The sequence below is a fragment of the Paenibacillus favisporus genome, from assembly GCF_040545415.1.
GTDB classification, from domain to species: domain Bacteria; phylum Bacillota; class Bacilli; order Paenibacillales; family Paenibacillaceae; genus Paenibacillus_AQ; species Paenibacillus_AQ favisporus.
In genome coordinates this window covers 426,333-444,413 of record NZ_JBEPLV010000008.1, presented here as the reverse complement: position 1 = coordinate 444,413, position 18,081 = coordinate 426,333, and the positions used below count along the sequence as shown (strand labels likewise).

Below are 18,081 nucleotides of genomic sequence, written 5' to 3'. Positions count from 1 at the left end.
GAAGCTTCTTATCAGCTAACATCACTGCTTTCGAAATGCAAAAGGCGGATCCCCTCTAAATCCGGGGATCCGCCTTTTTTTATTGATGGATGAGTGCCGTATGTTATTTCTTGATCCAATGCATCATTTCGCGCAGCTGACCGCCGACAACTTCGATCGGATGGTTAGCTTCGTTACGGCGCGTTGCATTCAGGAATGCACGGTTGGACTGGTTCTCAAGGATAAAGTCGCGGGCGAATTTACCTTGTTGGATGTCGGACAGCACTTCCTTCATCGCTTTCTTCGTTTCTTCCGTTACGATGCGAGGTCCAGTTACATAGTCACCGTACTCAGCCGTATTGGAGATGGAGTCACGCATGTTAGCCATGCCTCCTTCATAGATCAGGTCAACGATCAGCTTCATTTCGTGGAGGCACTCGAAGTAAGCCATTTCCGGAGCGTATCCAGCTTCAACCAGCGTTTCGAATCCGGCTTTGATCAGCGCAGTTACGCCGCCGCAAAGTACGGCTTGCTCACCGAACAAATCGGTTTCGGTTTCTTCGCGGAAGGAAGTTTCGATAACCCCTGCGCGGGTACAGCCGATACCTTTTGCATAGGCCAGTCCGATTTGCTTCGCATTGCCAGTAGCGTCCTGCTCGATGGCGATCAGGCCAGGAACCCCGAAGCCTTCGACATACGTGCGGCGAACCATGTGGCCTGGGGATTTTGGAGCAACCAGGAGCACGTCGGAATCTTTAGGAGCGACGATTTGTCCAAAATGAACGTTGAAGCCATGGGAGAACATGAGCGCAGCGCCTTTTTTCAGGTTAGGCTCGATTTCGTTTTTGTACACGGATGCTTGAGTTTCGTCTGGCATCAGGATTTGTACCACGTCCGCTTGGCTTGTTGCTTCGGCAACGGACAGAACTTCGAAACCGTCGTTTTTGGCTTTATCGAAAGATTTGCCTTCGCGAAGACCGATAACGACCTTGACACCGCTGTCACGCAGGTTTTGCGCCTGTGCGTGGCCTTGGCTTCCGTATCCGATAACGGCAACGGTTTTTCCTTTTAAAGCGCTGAGTTCTGCGTCTTGCTCGTAATAAGTTGTAACTGGCATGTGAATAAATCCTCCTTTGTTTTTAAAAAGAACCCTTCATAAAGAGCGGGTGTTTCAAAGGACCCTGCACCCGGTTTGTCCCGCTTTCGGGATACGATCCTCTCAAACCCCCGCTCTTTAGCGGGAATTTAATGAATATGTTGTTGTGTATGATTATGCATTTCCGCGAATCATGGCGGTGACTCCGGTGCGAGAGAGCTCCCGGATTCCGTACGGCTTCAAGAGCTCGATCATGGCGTCGATTTTCGAGGAATCCCCGACAACCTGAACCATGATGCTGCCGCTTCCGATATCGACGACCGAAGCGCGGAACGTTTCCACGACGCCGAGGATTTCCGGACGTTCCGCCGGCTCCGCGCTGACTTTGATCAGCGCCAGCTCCCGCGCTACCATTGGCTTGGAGCTAAGGTTGATCACCTTGATGACATCGATCAATTTGTACAGCTGCTTCTCGATTTGCTCCAGCGTCATGTCGTCACCGATCGTGACGATGACCATGCGGGAGAGCCCCGCTTCTTCCGACTGCCCGACCGTAATGCTCTCAATGTTGAAGCCGCGGCGTCCAAACAGTCCGGATACCCGCTGCAGCACGCCCGGCTGGTCATTCACTAGAACGGCAATGGTATGTCTCATGCTCATAATTATGCATCCCCCATCAACATTTGATCAATGGTCGAGCCTTGAGTTACCATCGGATACACGTTCTCACCCTTGCTGACCACAAATTCCACAACGACAGGTCCCGGTGTTTCGAGCGCTTCTTTCCAGGCTGTTCTGGCCTCTTCCTTGTTCGTCGCCCGAAGTCCCTTCACTCCGTAAGCCTCGGCCAGTTTAACGAAATCCGGGCTTCCTTCCAGGTCGATATGGCTGTAACGGTTATCGTAAATCAGTTCCTGCCACTGACGAACCATACCAAGCACCTGGTTGTTGATGATGACGACCTTCACCGGTATGTTGTTGATGGCGCAGATGGCAAGCTCCTGAGAACACATCTGCATGCCGCCGTCACCATTCACCGAAATGACGAGCCTTTCCGGATTGGCCATTTGGGCGCCGATGGCGGAAGGAAGTCCAAATCCCATCGTTCCGAGTCCGCCCGAGGTCACCCAGGAGCGCGGCTGATTGAACTTATAGTACTGTGCCGCCCACATTTGATGCTGGCCTACGTCGGTCGTGACGATCGCTTCGCCCTTCGTCGTATCGTTCAGCAGCTCGATAACCCATTGCGGCTTGAGCTCTGTATCTGAATCAGCGTAGCGGAGCGGTTGCTCCAGCTTCCACTGCTGTACCCGGGTTCTCCAGGCTTCAGCCTTGCCGGCCCGCTTCACATCGTTGTTCAGCATTTCCAGCACCGTCTTGCAGTCGCCTACGATCGGAATGTCTGTCGGCACGTTTTTGCCGATTTCCGCCGGATCGATGTCGATGTGCACGATTTTCGCTTTCGGGGCAAATCCGTTCAGTTTGCCGGTTACCCGGTCATCGAACCGTGCGCCGATATTGATCAGCAGATCCGACTCCTGAATCGCCATGTTGGAGGCGTAAGTTCCGTGCATCCCCGGCATGCCCGTCCAGAGCTCGTGCCCGCTCGGGAATGCGCCCAGACCGAGAAGCGTGGTCGTGATCGGAATTTCGGTCCGCTTCACGAATTCGTACAGCGCTTCATGTCCGCCGGAGTAGATCACGCCGCCGCCGGCAATGATCATCGGCCGCTCGCTCTCTTCGATCGCTGCAACCAGCTTGTCGAGCTGAAGCTTGTTAGGCACCAGGCGCGGGTTGTATCCGCGAAGGTTGATGCTGTTTCCCGGTTCGAACAGCGTAAGCGCCGCCGATACGTCCTTCGGAATGTCGATCAGCACCGGACCTTTGCGGCCGGTCGAAGCGATGTGGAATGCTTCGTGAATGATTCTCGGCAGATCCTTAACATCTCGGACGAGATAGCTGTGCTTCGTAATCGGCATCGTAATGCCGGTAATGTCGGCCTCCTGAAAAGCATCCGTTCCAATCAGGCTCGTTGCGACGTTACCCGTGATAACAACCAGAGGGACGGAATCCATATAAGCGGTGGCAATTCCTGTGACCAGGTTGGTCGCCCCCGGTCCCGATGTTGCTATACACACGCCGACTTTGCCGCTTGCCCGTGCGTAACCGTCTGCCGCATGGATCGCTCCCTGCTCGTGACGAGTCAGCACATGTTTGAAATCCTTAAATCCATACATCGCATCGTAAATGTAAAGCACTGCCCCGCCCGGATACCCGAAAACACACTCGACACCTTCCAGCAGAAGGCTGCGAAGCAGTATTTCCGAGCCGGAAATGACTTCCGGCTTCATCCATTTCTCACGTAATTGTTCTGTAGACCGCACTTCAGGAATTTGCGCGCTCATCAGTCATCCTCCTCTCAAGAATACGTTCATTTTTTTGTGATGGTAAACAAAAAAACCTTCCATCCCTCATCACACAATGCTCTTGTGTGAGGGACGAAAGGTTGTTCTTCCGTGGTACCACCCATATTTGCTCCGCACTTCACAGTGCACAGCCTCAGCAGGTATAGAAAATCAGGAACGGTGCCTCATCATCGATGGCTCATCCGTTTCCATACCTTGAGTCCGTAACGTGGACCTGACGATTCTCCCTAATAGGCTTTAGCGCTTTTCAGGAGAACAGCTCCGAGGTGAGCTCGTATAAAAGGGGTTTTGGCGGAGGTTGCAGCAGATCCTCTCACTCTCTGTTCAAAAGAGCCCTTTAAACTTCGTCCTCTTCATTGCCGATGACTGTATACTCGATAAAATGTTTAGACACATTATATGACCCATCGATTCTATAGTCAATACCCAGATTCGGATAAAAAAATACATGTCCGCTTTTGTCCTCCATTTTCCCGGGAACTTTCGGCACACCGCCCACCCCTATTTTCATATGATGACGTATGTCGCTCATGGATGAATTGGGCAGCAGAACGGAGGACAGACTCTATGATTAGATACCGCAGACCCAAGCAGGACGATGCTGTCATCATGCATTTAATCGAGACCCAGCTTGTCCCGCTGTCCCATATGACCAAAAGCCAATTGGAGCAGGTGCGAAAGGATCTTCCCGGGCGCATGAACCGCGGCGTGACGCTCATCGCTTCCCCCTATTACGAAGGGGATCCAGTCGGATTTGTCCATTTTATGCTTCACGGCGATCTGCTCTATATCGATATGTTGGCCGTCGCACCCGAATCACAGCGCAAAAGATGGGGAAACCTCTTGATGGCCCATGCGGAAAGATTTGCGTTGTCACGCGGGTGCAAACGGTCGAAAGTCATGGTTGATTCTGGGAATGCGAACGGTATGATATTCTATCAAAAGTTAGGATATTTCAATATCAAGTACCACGCCAAAAACCAGTGCTACGAATTGGAAAAGCGGCTTTCCTAGCCGTGCCGAGAACTTCCTGCACTCCCCTTAATAAGTGAACCGGTAATTAAAGGTTTTACCAGAATCCACCGCCGTAAGGATAAGCGCCCGGATATCCGACGGGGCCGTATCCAGGGCCGTAGCCGCCATAAGGAACCCCGCCGTAACCCCCGTAAGGGCCGTAGGCGTATGGAGCCGTTCCGATCGCCAGCAGATCAAACAAGACGAGCGGAATGATCGCTTTGGTGTGAACCTTTTTCCCTTTATCCCGCTGCAGAATCAGGCGGTTGCCCGAGATGCGCAGCAATTTTCCGGTCACCAGGCTTCCGTCTTTTTTGGCAGCTACAATATGTTTACCAACAAACTTCTGGGCGTGTTTACGAGTCACAGACTGTTGCATGTAATCCCTCCTCCAATGGTCTTCACATCAATCTATTCGAATGCCCCGCACGGCGCTTGTTCCATAGCCCGGTTCCCGGGAAGATGGGTGAAGCAGGCATCGCGGGCGCAAGCATTGGAAGCATGTACTATGCCGCCTGCCAAGCTGGCGCTTAATCAAAAAAAGCTGCACTCCAGTTGAATGGAATGCAGCCTTTTTGCGGTTCGATCGTTATCTTTTTCCCGGATCGTACGGTTCCCCCAGCGCAGCCGGCGCAGACGAGCGTCCCACGGCCGCCACCAGAACGATAACGGTCAGTACGTACGGGAGCATGTAAATAAATTCCTGCGGAATGTCATGCGCCCAATCGAAGAGCTGGAAGTAGTTTCCGATGGCCTGGGAGAAGCCGAAAAACACAGCTGCCCCGAACGCACCAAGCGGATTCCACTTCCCGAAAATCATCGCAGCGATCGCGATAAAACCTTGGCCTGAAATCGTATTATGCGAAAACGTGCTCGTCGTCGTGAGCGTAACCGTAGCTCCGCCAAGCGCCGCCAAAGCACCGCTGATCATCACCCCGATATACCGCATCCGGCGCACTTTGACGCCGACCGTGTCGGCGGCGCTTGGATGCTCTCCGACCGCGCGCAGACGAAGGCCGAAGGAGGTTTTGTACAGAATATACGAAGCAACGATAACGACAATAATAGCCAGATATGTTGTCGGGTAATTGCTGAATATGCCTTCCCCGATAATCGGAATTTTGGAAAGGAAAGGAATCTTCCATTTTTCCAGAGACTCATTTAACAACGGTGTTTCTCCCGCACCTTCAAACATCAGCTTGACCATATACAGCGTGCTTCCTGTTGCCAGGAAGTTGATCACGACGCCGCTGATCACCTGATCCGCCTTAAAGGTGATCGAGGCGACGGCATGAATCAGCGAAGCGACTAGCCCGATCACGATCGCAGCAAGCATGCCGATATAAGGGGAAGCCGCTCCCATGCCTGCATCTTCCGCATAATAGGAAGCGACGCCGGCCGCAAACGCACCGAAGGTCATCAAACCCTCAATCCCGATGTTCGTTACCCCGGAGCGTTCAGAGAAGATGCCGCCCATGGCAGCAAAAATGAGCGCTGTCGAAAAAACGAGCGTCGTATTCAGCAGCTGGCCAATTGTTGTGATCCAATCCATTTACAACACCTTCTCTTTCTTGCGCTTCAGATAGAAGGGCTTCAGAACCCAGCGCACAATGCCTTGTGCAGCAATAAAGAATATGATGGATCCGATAACGATCCGGATAATTTCCGGTGGAACGTCCGCGCCAAAGCTCATGCCCGCAGAGCCGTAAGTCAGCGTACCGAACAAGGCGGCGGACAGCAAAATACCAAACGGATGGTTCATACCGATCAGCGCCACCGCGATTCCGTCAAAGCCGACGCCCGGAGACCCCGTGAAGATCGCCTGGTAATGAAATACGCCAAGCACCTGAAAGGCACCGCCCAATCCGGCGAAAACACCGCTGATGAACATGGCTTTCACGATATTGCTTTTTACGTTCATCCCCGCATATTTCGCGGCATCCCCGTTATGTCCTACGGCCCGCAGCTCATACCCCTGCTTGCTCTTCCACATGAACACATAGAAAAACACAGCTGCTAGAATCGCAATCGCGGTTCCCCAGTGCATACGCGCATCGCTGAACATGTCGGACAGCCAGCCGATCGAAATCGATGCCGTATCCTGGATGTCCTCAGAGCGCTGCTGGCCCTTGAGAAGCAGGAAGTTTCTCACGATATAGTTACTCAAATACAGGCCGGTCCAGTTCAGCATAATCGAAATAATAACTTCGTTTACGCCCCGCTTGGCTTTGAGATAACCGGTGATGCCAGCCCAGATCCCTCCGGCCAATCCGCCGGCAATGATCGCGACAATGGCATGTACGACGATTGGCAGCCCAGTCAGCTTGATCCCGACCACAGTCGCGGCGGTCATGCCGACAATATACTGCCCCTCCGCCCCGATGTTGAACAGACCTGCCCGAAACGCAAATGCGACGGCAAGACCGGTCATGATAAGCGGGGTAATTTCGCGGATCGTTTCCCCGAAATCGTACAGGTTTCCAAATACGGTGCTGAACAGGGAGCTGTACGCCAGTATCGGATCGTACCCCCCGATCAGCATAATGATGGCCCCTACGATGAGTCCAAGCACAATCGATACGAGAGGCGTCAACAGGCTGTTGACGGTAAAAATTTTAAACAATTTATTCATTAGACCTTACCTCCCGCAACCTTGCTGCCCGCCATCATCAGACCCAGCTCCTGGTCATTCGTGTCTTCCGGCCGCACTTCACCGACGATCTGCCCTTCGTAAATGACCGCAATCCGGTCGGACACGTTAATGATCTCGTCCAGCTCGAAGGAGATCAGCAGCACGGCTTTCCCCTTGTCCCGCTGCGCAACAAGCTGCTTCTGCACAAACTCGATCGCACCGACGTCAAGTCCCCGCGTCGGCTGCGCTGCGATGAGCAGATCCGGATCTTTATCTATTTCCCGGGCTATAATCGCCTTCTGCTGATTACCGCCGGATAAAGCACGAGCCTTCGTCTCAATGCTCGGCGTTCTGACGTCAAATTGCTCGATCAGGCGTTTCGCCTGGTCGTCAATGGCGCTTTTATTCAAAAAGCCGCCTTTGGTATAAGGAGCTTTATAATACGTTTCCAGCACCATATTTTCACTCATCGAAAAATCAAGGACAAGCCCGTGTTTATGGCGGTCCTCCGGAATATGTGATACCCCGCTTTCCGAAATGAAACGCGGTGGTTTATTGGTAATATCCTTGCCGTTGATTTCGATCAGGCCGCTGTCAACCTTGCTCAGACCCGTCAGCGCTTCGATCAGCTCGCTCTGCCCGTTCCCGTCAACGCCGGCGATGCCGAGAATTTCCCCTGCACGCACCTGGAGATCAAGCCCGTTCAGAACGGGAATCCCCTCTTTGTTTTTGGACACCAGATTTTTTACATTAAGCACGGTTTGCTTCGGTACGGACGGCTGCTTGTCCACCTTAAAGGAGACGCTGCGGCCCACCATTTTCTCGGCAAGCTCGTTCGGATTCGTCAGGGATGTCTTCAAAGTGTCGATGACTTTCCCTCGTCGAATAATCGTCACCGTGTCGGAAATTTGCATAATTTCCTTGAGCTTGTGCGTAATCAAAATAATTGATTTGCCTTCGGCGACCAGCCGCTTCATAATTCCCATGAGTTCGCCGATTTCCTGCGGTGTAAGCACGGCTGTCGGCTCGTCGAAGATTAGTATGTCAGCGCCGCGGTAAAGCGTCTTCAAGATCTCGACGCGCTGCTGCATCCCGACGGATATGTCGTGAATTTTGGCATGCGGATTAACCCTCAAACCATACTGGTCGGACAGGGCCTTGATCTTGGCAACCGATGCTCTGTAGTTCAGATGCACCCCGGCAATTTTGGGCTCCATCCCCAGCACGATATTTTCGGTTACCGTAAACGGCTGAACCAATTTAAAATGCTGATGCACCATGCCGATGCCCAGCTCGATCGCTTTATTAGGACTGTCAATGATGACGGGCTTGCCGTTCACTTCGATACTGCCTTCATCAGGCTGGTACAAGCCAAACACGATATTCATCAAGGTCGACTTCCCCGCACCGTTCTCACCGAGCAGTGCATGGATTTCGCCCTTGTGCAGCTTCAAGCTGATGGAGTCGTTGGCAACGATGCCGGGAAAGCGTTTGGTAATTTGCTTCAACTCAACGACAGGGGTCGCTGCATCCATGAGATCACCCTTATCACATATTTTGCGGCCTCTGTTTGGGCCATAACGTAAGACAAGGCTAGTCATAATAACCAGCCTTGCCGTTTGGTACACATGAATTATATCAGTTCAAATTATCATTATGGGGTTATTTTGCAGGGGTTTCAGGAACTTTGATCTCGCCGTCGATGATTTTTTGCTTGAACTCATCCACTTTTTTCAGGACGTCAGCAGGGACGTTTTTGCTCGAGGTATCGGCCAGACCTACGCCGTTTTCCTTCAGACCAAGAGTTTCATGCCCGCCTTTGAACGTACCGTCAATCACTTCTTTGGTCACTTTATCAACCGCGGTGGACACGCCTTTAACCATCGAGGTCAGCGTTACATCGTCGCCGAATTTCAAAGACTGATCTTTGTCTACGCCGATAACCCAAACTTTGCTGCCACCTGCTTTATTTCTTTCAATCGCTTCGTTGAATACTCCATTACCAGTAGCACCGGCAGCATGGAAAATAATATCTACGCCATTGTTATACAAAGTAGCTGCAGCCGCTTTACCTTTGTCAGGCGCGTCAAATGCACCGGTGTAGTTGACTGTGACTTTTGCTTCTGGATTCGCTGCGGCAACGCCAGCTACGAAACCAGCCTCAAAGCGTTTGATAACCGGAATTTCGGATCCGCCAACAAAACCGATTTTGTTCGATTTCGTCATGGAGCCTGCCACGACACCAACCAAAAATGCTCCTTCATTCTCCTGGAATGTCACGGAACGAACGTTAGGTGCGTCTACTTCTGCATCAATAATTGCCATTTTGGCATCCGGGTTCTGTTGGGCCACCGTCTTCATGTCTTCCCCGAGGTCAAAGCCGATCCCCCAAGTGAGGTCGTATTTGCCTTTGACATATTTGTTCAGGTTCGGAACATAATCTTCTTTGGACTTACTTTGCAGATACTGGGCTTCGATCCCCTTGTCCTTCTTCAAAGCTTCGAGAGCTTCCCAAGCGGATTGGTTAAAGGACTGGTCATTAACCCCGCCAACGTCAGTCACGAGACCGACCTTCACGCTAGATTTTGCTGCGCCGCCTTCTTCGCTGCCGCCGGACGAGCTGCTCGTATCTTCGTTCTTTTTACCGCAGCCAGCCAGTACAACTGAAAATGTAAGCAGCATAATCAGCGACAATTTGAACATTTTCTTCATTAACTTATAGTCCCCCTAGAATGAATTATATCCTTTCACCTGTCTTCGCCCTTCAGCAATTGATCTATGGTCAATTAATTGCTTGTGAAGGCTTGTTCAAATGTCGGACATTCCACAGAACAGATTATACATTTTACCTACGCCAAAATCCAGCAAATTTACGTCAGAAAATAAAACTTTTTTAGTGAAAAATCAAGGGAAAACGCTTTATTTTGCCATAAATCACACAGCCTGTTATTTCCATGGAAGAGTAGCTGTCCATAAGCTCACCTGATGTCGATTCTCGAATGAAAAGATACGTGAAATTAACATTCATACCCATTCATGAGTGCGGCACCCGGTACCTGCGACGCTAGGTTCTGATTTATGTTAGCAAGCGGGGCTTTTTCTTGTTGGGGATATGATTCATATATCTAAAGAAACACGTCTATCGGTGTACGTTCTATGAAGCCAGACCGCTTTTAGCGGAGGTCTTTCTTGCGATATATGGTAGTTTAGTCTCTGATGTATTTTCTTTCTTATATCTTAAAAAAACCGCCGGTTAGGGCGGTTTTAATATGCATTACAAGTATATTACGCGTTGACTTTCTCTTTGGCAACCGATGCGATCGAGTTGAACGCGTTGATGTCGTTAACGGCCAGGTCAGCCAGCATTTTGCGGTTGATGTCCACGCCAGCCAGTTTCAGACCATGCATCAGTTTGTTGTAAGACAGTCCGTTCATGCGGGCTGCAGCGTTGATACGCACGATCCACAATTTGCGGAAGTTCCGTTTCGTCTGACGACGGTCACGGTATGCGTACACGAGGGATTTCATAACCTGCTCGTTAGCTGTTTTAAAAATGCGGTGTTTGGAACCGAAATAACCTTTTGCAAGTTTCAATACTTTTTTATGTCTACGACGAACGACGAATCCGCCTTTTACTCTTGCCATAATATAAACCTCCCAAAAATGTGTGATTAACTATTTCAAGTTCGCCAAGCCTTGTTTCAAGCGTCTTACGTCCCCCGGCGCCATTTCTGGGTTGCCTGCCAATACGCGTTTAGCGCGCTTGGACTTGTGGGAAAGCAAATGGTTTCTGTAAGCTTTGTAGCGAGTCACTTTACCGGAACCGGTAACTTTGAAGCGGCCTTTAAGGCTGCTGTGTGTTTTCATTTTAGGCATTGTACTTCCTCCTCAGGATCATTGGGCTTTTGGAGCCAAAATCATAATCATGCTGCGTCCTTCCAGCTTCGGCTGACGCTCAACGCTGGAGTGCTCGGCAACTTCTTCCCTTACACGCTCCAGAATCTTCTGGCCGATGCTCGCATGCGCGATTTCGCGTCCGCGGAAACGAACGGAGCATTTGACCTTGTCGCCTTCCTTCAGGAACTTGACGACATTGCGGAGCTTAGTCTGGTAGTCGTGCTCATCAATGTTTGCTCGGAACCATACTTCTTTAATATCAACGATTTTCTGATTCTTCCGGGCTTCCTTCTCTTTCTTCTGCTGCTCGTAGCGGAACTTGCCGTAATCCATGATGCGGCACACCGGCGGCTTCGCCTGCGGCGCCACGTTCACCAAATCCAGATTCAAATCCGCTGCCATCTGCAGAGCCTCACGAAGGGGCTTGATGCCAATCTGTTCGCCTTCAGCGCCTACCAAGCGAACTTCCTTCGCCCGGATCTCCTCATTGATCATATGTTCCTTACTGATAACCGTCCACCTCCAGATCTAATAGGTATTTCTGTGTGCAGAAGCAAAATAAAAAGGGATGCGGGTATCAGCACCCAGCATCCCTATGATCAACTCTTCATGAAATATCGCATTCACAAATCATTGGATCAGTAACCCGCCAACCTTCGTCGGTCAGGTGAGAAGCTGGAGCTTCTGCTTTGAATCCATTTCATATTTAAAGCACTTAAATAATTTAACACAGGGCCCGGACAATGTCAACCCGGTTCCATGCGTTTACCCCTGTTTGCTCTGCACCTCTTCCAGTCTTACCACACGGGTATGCTGGGTATGGCTCCACTGCTTGTTGTTCTGCGTGAAGAACGCATAGAACGTGATTGGATACCAGGAGATCAGATAGATCGGGAAGAGCACCAGGTACAAGTAGACCTTCTTGAAGGTGACCTTCTCCAAAATCATCGCAGCCAGGAACGTAAAGACGTTGGCACCGATCGCCACAAAGCTCAGCCACAACGGCAGATAGCCGTAGAGGTTGGCGATGTTCGGACCGTCGAAGAACGTATTGTCCACCCAGATCGTGGCCGTCATCAGGAATGTCAAGAGAACGATGTATACGTTCGCCCCGTACAGCGCCAAGTCCAGCTTGACGATGCTGCGTTCCTTGATACTTTGCCAGATCAGCGGGAAGAAATAGCGGCGCGCCACCGTAAAGTGTCCCTGCATCCAGCGCAGGCGCTGTCTTGCGGAAGCCTTGAACGTCAGCGGCTTCTCGTCGAACACCTTGGCGTCGTAGTTGAATTTTGGATAGACGCCGCGCTTCACGCTGCGCATTGTAAACTCCAAGTCTTCAACCAAGCTGGTCGCCCCCCAGCCCATTTCCTTCAGCAGGTTGGTTTCAAAACACATCCCCGTACCGCCGAGAAAGTTGGCCATGTTCATGTTATGGCGCGACAGCTGCCACAGACGGTTGATGTACCAATACGAAATCCCGTAAGCAGCCGTAATCCAGGAATCCTCGGGATTCTTGGTGTCGATGTATCCTTGAATGACGCGTGCGCCGGAGCACAAATCGTCGTTCATTTCTCTCAAGAAATTCGTATCTGCCAGGTTGTCGGCGTCAAACATGACGACCGCATCATACTGGCGGGGCATGGCCCACAATTCCTTCAGCATCCACTCGATAGCGTAGCCTTTACCACGAAGATTGTTGTTGGTGCGTACGCAGGCGTTCATGCCATGCTCGCGCACGATGCGTGCCGTACCGTCCGTGCAGTTGTCACAGATGACAAACACGTCGTACAGCTCCTTCGGATAATTCAGCTGCTTCAAGTTCTCCATCAGAGCCCCGACGACCTGCTCTTCATTGTGCGCTGCAACGAGCACAGCGAAGGACTTGGTCGGTTCAAAATGCTGCTTCCTCTTTTTCCTGTACAGTCCCAAAACGGAAAATACAAACTGGTACACACCGATCGCGGCCAGCAAAACCTGGAGCGCGATAAAAATGGCGTCTAACATGACTCTCAGAACCCCCCTTTTTTACCCCTCATAATCATGTTTCTCTCTGTAGATAGATTGAACTAAAGTTTGTTGAACTTCCTGTTATATCGGTCCAATACGGCCCTGTAATGTTCATTTCTTTAGTTCATTCTATATAGATTACGGTAAAGCCGTTACCCTTTTCTAATTCTTTATGACCCTTTTGACCTTTTACATTCTTTTACGTTTTGTTAACGCTTCGGATGACCCTATCGATTTTCCACACTTTTCAGTCATTTGTCAAAACCGTAAAACCTCGTAATCGTCTAAAAAAACGGTAATGAGGCGGTTTCCTGACGGTTCAGCCCCTTACGGGCTCCTATTCATGACTGTTAGTTCTTATTTTCATCTCTTTTCCGGGTTTTTATTTCTCAGGTCCCCCCTTTTTTTAGTCATCAGTTTCCATGATTATCGGCATACTTTATAAATAAACGAGATAAAGCCAAGAAAAGTTATACTTTAAACATCAATTCTTTATAAACGGATTGCACCCGTTTGAATCATTGTAAAGGTTCCTCCGGGGGAAGTCAAAACTGGCCAATTCCTTGCCGGGCCCCATTTTTCCGCGAAAAATGGCTTTGGACAAGATCGGCCGATTCCCGACAAAGTTCTCGGGCGGCGTCAAATAACGACCCTGAACTGGGTTATATATTATAAGAAGGGGACTTACGAAGTTATAGTTTCTGCTCCCTTCGGAAATATGATAAAATTTAGAAAAACATCGCATGAGTTGTCCATGATCTGCCATTATTTCATAGAAGATTGGCTGTACACGGAGGGATGGAATGAGACGTTTGTTCAAGAAACTTCAATTATGGGACCGGCGTCTTTTCCAATGGATCAACGGACGTCTTCATAATCGTTTTTTCAATTTTTGGCTGTATTATTTAACGCATCTCGGAGGGGCTACGTTTACGATCTGTGCCTGCCTCCTGTGCTGGGGCCTGGCCCCGCCGTCATGGAGCACCCAAGGCGCCCAGGCCGCCGTCGCTCTGGCCGTCAGCCACATTCCGGTGGCGGCAGCCAAGAAGATGTACCCCCGGGTCAGGCCGCATCTCGCCCTGCCGGGAACCCGCACCTTTCGTAAGCCGCTGGTGGACCATTCGTTTCCATCCGGGCATACGACGGCAGCATTTTCCTTGGCAGTTCCTATGATGATCGGGCATCCTGAGTGGACCGCGCTTTTTTTGGCTTTAAGCCTCGTGGTCGGATTTTCCCGGATGTATTTGGGACTTCATTACCCATCCGATGTGCTTGCGGGAGCTGTAATTGGTACTTCCGTAGCTACAGCAACAGTTGCATTGTGGCCCTAAAGTCGATATGGTGGGTATAAGGAAAAACATGCAGGAACAGGTGAATTGAGAGTGATGAAAAAAAGAGTATTGTTATTATCTGAAGGCTTCGGTGCGGGACATACTCGAGCGGCTTACGCACTCTCAAGCAGTCTGCGCAAGCTGTCGCCGAGTGTGCAAACCAAAGTGCTTGAGCTCGGAAGCTTCCTGAATCCCAAGGTCGCACCGCTCATTATTACCGCCTACAAGAAGACCGTTCTTTCGCAGCCGAGGCTGGTTGGAATGATGTACAGGCACCAGTATAAAAAGTCACTGAACCGGTTTACGACATTAGCGCTTCACCGCATTTTTTATACACATACCAAAAATATCGTCAATCAGCTGCGGCCCGACATCGTCGTCTGCACGCATCCGATTCCGAGCGCGGTCATTTCCCGCTTGAAACGGCTCGGTTCGAACATTCCGCTGTGCACGGTTATCACGGATTACGATGCCCACGGCACCTGGATCAGCCCGGAAGTAGACCGCTACCTGGTCTCCACCCAGGAAGTGAAATCGAAGATGCTGGAGCAGGGCGTCGCCGCATCCAAAATCGAGGTCACCGGTATTCCGGTGCATCCGAACTTCTGGGAGCATCCGGTCAAGGAAGAGATTCGGGAGAAGTTCGGGCTGAAGAACATGCCCACGGTGATGGTCATGGGCGGCGGCTGGGGCATTATGAATGACGAAGTCATCAACAATTACCTGACCCGCTGGAGGGACCAGATTCAAATCGTGTTCTGCCTCGGCAACAACGAGAAGGTCCTCCGCAAGCTCGAACAGGATCCGAGCTACAACCATCCCAACATCCGGCTGATCGGGTTTACCCCCGAGGTCGATAAGCTGATGGAGGTTTCCGATCTGCTCGTGACGAAGCCTGGCGGCATGACCTGTACGGAAGGTTTGGCCAAGGGCATTCCGATGCTCTTCCATCACCCGCTTCCCGGACAGGAAGAAGAGAACTGCCAGTACTTCACCGCCCAGGGCCTTGGAGAGCCGATTTCCTCTCTGGAGGTCATCACGAAGTGGATGAACAAATTGATCCACGAATACGATTCGATCCAGCAGCGCCGCGAAGAGCAGCTGAAGAGCATTGACCGCTACCGGCCGATGCAAAGCGCCCAGAGCATCATCGACATGCTGGAATCAAATAAGGTGCCTTCCTGAGGGAAGGCACCTTATTTCGTATCTATGCTCGTTCGCTGGAGGCCTCTTCCGGCTGCCCCGGCTTGTCCGGCCGCAGTCCGTATTTGTCCAGCCGCTGTTTCTGATACCGGCTCAGCGCTTCCTTGCCCACAATCACTTCGCAGCGGTGAATGTTGATGCCCTGACCTACAAATTTAGTCTCATACTCGGTCATGACATGCTCTTCGTTCGGTCCCTCTCGGTGCAGATTCAGCGAGATATTCGTCATCTGCAGACCGTAATCCGCAAAGGAATTCAGCGAAAATTCAAACAGCGTCTGCGAGTCGGTCTTCAGATGAATTTCGCCGTTATCGTTGAGCAGACCGCAGTATTTGTCGAGGAAACGGGGATGTGTCAAACGGCGGCGGGCATGTCTGGCCTTCGGCCAAGGATCGCTGAAATTCAGGAAAATCCGCTCGAGTTCTCCCGGCGCAAACACTTCCTCCGCATATTCGACATTGGCCAGCGCCAGCCGCAGATTCGGCGGATATTCGACCTCCCGCTCGGCCCAGGCGAGCTTGGCTTTCTCGCTGGCCCGGCGAATGAGTTCATCATACATATCGATGCCTATAAAATTAATGTCCGGGTTGCGATAGCTCATCTGACTGATAAACTGTCCTTTGCCCATGCCAAACTCCACGTAGATCGGCCGGTCGTTGCCAAAGAGCGATGACCATTTTCCTTTATACGACCGGGGGTCCAGAACGACGAAGCCCTGCTGTTCTTCCAGACTTTCCCGGATTCCTTTTCTTCCGCGTAAACGCATCTCATACCTCCGCTAGTTATACTTCCGTCCTGCCGCGGCACTTGCGGCTACTGCAATATTGTGCCGAACTTAAGCCGAAATGTAAAGAGGGAAAGCTTGACTCGCCCCAAAAGAAAAAGAATCCCGGTCTCTCTCATGCGAACACGAGGAATTCGGAATTCTTTTCCATTATCTATTTGGAATTGGGGTCCAACGGTTTCATTGTTGATAGTCTACCGCATCTTGATGCTGAAAATCAAATGTCTTTTCGAAGGCGTTGCGAATTTTGCGGCGGGCAGCCGCTTTCACTTCCGGATTGCCGTTAAACTCTACGCCTGTCAGGGCAAGCGCCTCATCAGGAGTCAGCTCTACAGAAATCTTGCCTTTACCTTGTGTCTCAGCAGTTGAAGAATTCATCATTATCACCTCACGGTTAATATGTTGGCCATGACGTCACGCTTTTATGAATTCTATAAAATATTTACCCCGAAAACGGGGTGCTGACGCTAATTAAAATATAACACTTCATGTAAGTTTTATCAATGGAATATTCGCCTGATTAGCGGCATAGCGGCGCTGTTTTTGAAACATTTTTTTGCAGTCTATGAACCTGAAATATCCGGGTATTTCGCTCCGATTCATGGAGAAGCTCTATATTAAATAACTGCTCAAAATCCAAGGGGAGAAAAGCCCGTAAATCTCAGCGTTTCCCACGGGCCTCCTCATACCCTTTAGGCCTGATTTTTGTTACAATAGAGCAAGCGTAAGCCGCAATGCACAATAAAGGAGTACCATCCATGAACAGCCCAACCCTTTCTTCTCCCCTGCTGTGGGGCGATAAAAGATTCCATACGTGGAATTACGAGATGCGGGAACAGTTTAACGATAAAGTGTTCAAGGTCATGCTGGATGCCGGATTCACCTGCCCCAACCGCGACGGTTCAATCGCAAGGGGCGGCTGCACCTTCTGCAGCGCCCGGGGCTCGGGCGACTTTGCCGGCAGCCGGCGCGACGACCTGATCACCCAGTTTAACAGCATCCGGGACAAACAGCATGAGAAGTGGCCGCACGCCCGATATATCGGTTATTTCCAGGCCTATACCAACACGTACGCGCCCGTCGATGTGCTGCGCGAGTACTATGAAGTCATATTGGAACAGCCGGGTGTTGTCGGCTTGTCCATCGCCACGCGGCCGGACTGCCTGCCGGACGATGTGATCGAGTATTTGGCGGAGCTGAACGAGCGGACCTATCTATGGGTCGAAATGGGGCTGCAGACCATTCACCAGGAGACGTCCGATCTGATCAACCGCGCGCATGACACCCAGTGCTTCATCGACGCCGTGGAGAAGCTGCGGAGGCATGGCATCCGGGTATGCGCGCATATCATTTACGGCCTGCCGCAGGAAACCCACGAAATGATGCTGGAGACCGGGCGCGCCGTGGCGAACATGGACGTTCAGGGCATCAAAATCCATCTGCTTCACCTGATGAAGGGCACGCCAATGGTCAGGCAGTACGAAGCGGATCTGCTCCGCTTCCTGGAACAGGATGAATATATTAAGCTGGTCGCGGACACGCTTGAATTTCTGCCGCCCGAAATGATCGTTCATCGCCTGACGGGCGACGCCCCGCGGAAGCTGCTGATCGGCCCAATGTGGTCTCAGGAGAAATGGGAAGTGCTGAACGGTATCGACGCCGAACTCGAGGCACGGGACAGCTGGCAGGGTAAGTATTGGAGGAAGGCATAG

The 18,081-nt window shown here is 51.2% G+C and carries 18 protein-coding genes; 4 read left to right on the top strand and 14 right to left on the bottom strand.

The window, feature by feature from the left end:
- Positions 1-103 precede the first annotated feature (103 nt).
- From ilvC to ilvB, 3 genes are all read right to left on the bottom strand, one after another.
- Positions 104-1,096: a ketol-acid reductoisomerase gene (gene ilvC / locus ABID47_RS30975; RefSeq protein WP_076173235.1), complete on the bottom strand. Its 993-nt coding sequence runs from the start codon at positions 1,094-1,096 to the stop codon at positions 104-106.
- 153 nt (positions 1,097-1,249) lie between these two features.
- Positions 1,250-1,735, bottom strand: coding sequence for an acetolactate synthase small subunit (ilvN, locus tag ABID47_RS30970; protein ID WP_076173236.1), 486 nt, complete (start codon positions 1,733-1,735; stop codon positions 1,250-1,252).
- Positions 1,736-1,737: 2 nt separating this feature from the next.
- Complete coding sequence (gene ilvB / locus ABID47_RS30965) at positions 1,738-3,480, bottom strand: biosynthetic-type acetolactate synthase large subunit (protein WP_354502726.1); 1,743 nt, start codon at positions 3,478-3,480, stop codon at positions 1,738-1,740.
- A 588-nt stretch (positions 3,481-4,068) separates the two neighbouring features.
- Here ilvB and ABID47_RS30960 point away from each other — a divergent pair.
- Complete coding sequence (locus ABID47_RS30960; protein ID WP_354502724.1) at positions 4,069-4,515, top strand: GNAT family N-acetyltransferase; 447 nt, start codon at positions 4,069-4,071, stop codon at positions 4,513-4,515.
- 55 nt (positions 4,516-4,570) lie between these two features.
- Here the strand turns inward: ABID47_RS30960 and ABID47_RS30955 are convergent, their stop codons facing one another.
- From ABID47_RS30955 to ABID47_RS30915, 9 genes are all read right to left on the bottom strand, one after another.
- Entirely contained in the window at positions 4,571-4,894 is a 324-nt protein-coding gene (locus ABID47_RS30955) for a hypothetical protein (RefSeq protein ID WP_076173239.1), read from the bottom strand.
- 210 nt (positions 4,895-5,104) lie between these two features.
- Positions 5,105-6,067 (bottom strand): ABC transporter permease, encoded by a 963-nt coding sequence (locus ABID47_RS30950; RefSeq protein ID WP_116232138.1) that lies wholly within the window; start codon positions 6,065-6,067, stop codon positions 5,105-5,107.
- Positions 6,068-7,147, bottom strand: a complete 1,080-nt coding sequence (locus ABID47_RS30945; RefSeq protein ID WP_354502721.1) for an ABC transporter permease — start codon at positions 7,145-7,147, stop codon at positions 6,068-6,070.
- Positions 7,147-8,682, bottom strand: a complete 1,536-nt coding sequence (locus ABID47_RS30940) for an ABC transporter ATP-binding protein (protein ID WP_116232136.1) — start codon at positions 8,680-8,682, stop codon at positions 7,147-7,149. Before ABID47_RS30940 ends, ABID47_RS30945 begins: the two co-directional genes overlap by 1 nt.
- Before the next feature lie 127 nt (positions 8,683-8,809).
- Positions 8,810-9,859, bottom strand: a complete 1,050-nt coding sequence (locus ABID47_RS30935) for a BMP family lipoprotein (protein WP_354502718.1) — start codon at positions 9,857-9,859, stop codon at positions 8,810-8,812.
- A gap of 573 nt (positions 9,860-10,432) precedes the next feature.
- Entirely contained in the window at positions 10,433-10,792 is a 360-nt protein-coding gene (rplT, locus tag ABID47_RS30930; protein ID WP_076173244.1) for a 50S ribosomal protein L20, read from the bottom strand.
- 30 nt (positions 10,793-10,822) lie between these two features.
- The gene (rpmI, locus tag ABID47_RS30925; RefSeq protein WP_076173245.1) at positions 10,823-11,023 is read right to left on the bottom strand and encodes a 50S ribosomal protein L35; all 201 of its coding nucleotides are present in this window, start codon (positions 11,021-11,023) and stop codon (positions 10,823-10,825) included.
- Between the two features lie 18 nt (positions 11,024-11,041).
- Positions 11,042-11,539, bottom strand: a complete 498-nt coding sequence (gene infC, locus ABID47_RS30920) for a translation initiation factor IF-3 (protein WP_076173246.1) — start codon at positions 11,537-11,539, stop codon at positions 11,042-11,044.
- A 270-nt stretch (positions 11,540-11,809) separates the two neighbouring features.
- On the bottom strand, positions 11,810-13,048 hold the full coding sequence (locus tag ABID47_RS30915) for a glycosyltransferase family 2 protein (RefSeq protein WP_105445856.1): 1,239 nt from the start codon (positions 13,046-13,048) through the stop codon (positions 11,810-11,812).
- An 806-nt stretch (positions 13,049-13,854) separates the two neighbouring features.
- Between ABID47_RS30915 and ABID47_RS30910 the strand changes: the two genes are divergently transcribed.
- Together ABID47_RS30910 and ABID47_RS30905 are read left to right on the top strand one after the other, a co-directional pair.
- Complete coding sequence (locus ABID47_RS30910; RefSeq protein WP_076173248.1) at positions 13,855-14,382, top strand: phosphatase PAP2 family protein; 528 nt, start codon at positions 13,855-13,857, stop codon at positions 14,380-14,382.
- A gap of 51 nt (positions 14,383-14,433) precedes the next feature.
- A complete protein-coding gene (locus ABID47_RS30905) occupies positions 14,434-15,567 on the top strand; it encodes an MGDG synthase family glycosyltransferase (RefSeq protein WP_116232134.1) in 1,134 nt (377 codons plus the stop codon).
- 22 nt (positions 15,568-15,589) lie between these two features.
- On the opposite strand, the gene trmB is transcribed toward ABID47_RS30905, so the two are convergent.
- A complete protein-coding gene (trmB, locus tag ABID47_RS30900; protein ID WP_354502714.1) occupies positions 15,590-16,351 on the bottom strand; it encodes a tRNA (guanosine(46)-N7)-methyltransferase TrmB in 762 nt (253 codons plus the stop codon).
- A 198-nt stretch (positions 16,352-16,549) separates the two neighbouring features.
- The gene (locus ABID47_RS30895; RefSeq protein WP_076173251.1) at positions 16,550-16,747 is read right to left on the bottom strand and encodes a hypothetical protein; all 198 of its coding nucleotides are present in this window, start codon (positions 16,745-16,747) and stop codon (positions 16,550-16,552) included.
- A gap of 380 nt (positions 16,748-17,127) precedes the next feature.
- Between ABID47_RS30895 and ABID47_RS30890 the strand changes: the two genes are divergently transcribed.
- On the top strand, positions 17,128-18,081 hold the full coding sequence (locus ABID47_RS30890) for a TIGR01212 family radical SAM protein (RefSeq protein WP_163878793.1): 954 nt from the start codon (positions 17,128-17,130) through the stop codon (positions 18,079-18,081).

Coding starts and splice junctions, on each gene's coding strand:
- ilvC (WP_076173235.1), bottom strand. CDS start 1,096: ATGCCAGTTACAACTTATTACGAGCAAGACGCAGAACTCAGCGCTTTA.
- ilvN (WP_076173236.1), bottom strand. CDS start 1,735: ATGAGCATGAGACATACCATTGCCGTTCTAGTGAATGACCAGCCGGGC.
- ilvB (WP_354502726.1), bottom strand. CDS start 3,480: ATGAGCGCGCAAATTCCTGAAGTGCGGTCTACAGAACAATTACGTGAG.
- ABID47_RS30960 (WP_354502724.1), top strand. CDS start 4,069: ATGATTAGATACCGCAGACCCAAGCAGGACGATGCTGTCATCATGCAT.
- ABID47_RS30955 (WP_076173239.1), bottom strand. CDS start 4,894: ATGCAACAGTCTGTGACTCGTAAACACGCCCAGAAGTTTGTTGGTAAA.
- ABID47_RS30950 (WP_116232138.1), bottom strand. CDS start 6,067: ATGGATTGGATCACAACAATTGGCCAGCTGCTGAATACGACGCTCGTT.
- ABID47_RS30945 (WP_354502721.1), bottom strand. CDS start 7,147: ATGAATAAATTGTTTAAAATTTTTACCGTCAACAGCCTGTTGACGCCT.
- ABID47_RS30940 (WP_116232136.1), bottom strand. CDS start 8,682: ATGGATGCAGCGACCCCTGTCGTTGAGTTGAAGCAAATTACCAAACGC.
- ABID47_RS30935 (WP_354502718.1), bottom strand. CDS start 9,859: ATGAAGAAAATGTTCAAATTGTCGCTGATTATGCTGCTTACATTTTCA.
- rplT (WP_076173244.1), bottom strand. CDS start 10,792: ATGGCAAGAGTAAAAGGCGGATTCGTCGTTCGTCGTAGACATAAAAAA.
- rpmI (WP_076173245.1), bottom strand. CDS start 11,023: ATGCCTAAAATGAAAACACACAGCAGCCTTAAAGGCCGCTTCAAAGTT.
- infC (WP_076173246.1), bottom strand. CDS start 11,539: ATGATCAATGAGGAGATCCGGGCGAAGGAAGTTCGCTTGGTAGGCGCT.
- ABID47_RS30915 (WP_105445856.1), bottom strand. CDS start 13,048: ATGTTAGACGCCATTTTTATCGCGCTCCAGGTTTTGCTGGCCGCGATC.
- ABID47_RS30910 (WP_076173248.1), top strand. CDS start 13,855: ATGAGACGTTTGTTCAAGAAACTTCAATTATGGGACCGGCGTCTTTTC.
- trmB (WP_354502714.1), bottom strand. CDS start 16,351: ATGCGTTTACGCGGAAGAAAAGGAATCCGGGAAAGTCTGGAAGAACAG.
- ABID47_RS30895 (WP_076173251.1), bottom strand. CDS start 16,747: ATGAATTCTTCAACTGCTGAGACACAAGGTAAAGGCAAGATTTCTGTA.
- ABID47_RS30890 (WP_163878793.1), top strand. CDS start 17,128: ATGAACAGCCCAACCCTTTCTTCTCCCCTGCTGTGGGGCGATAAAAGA.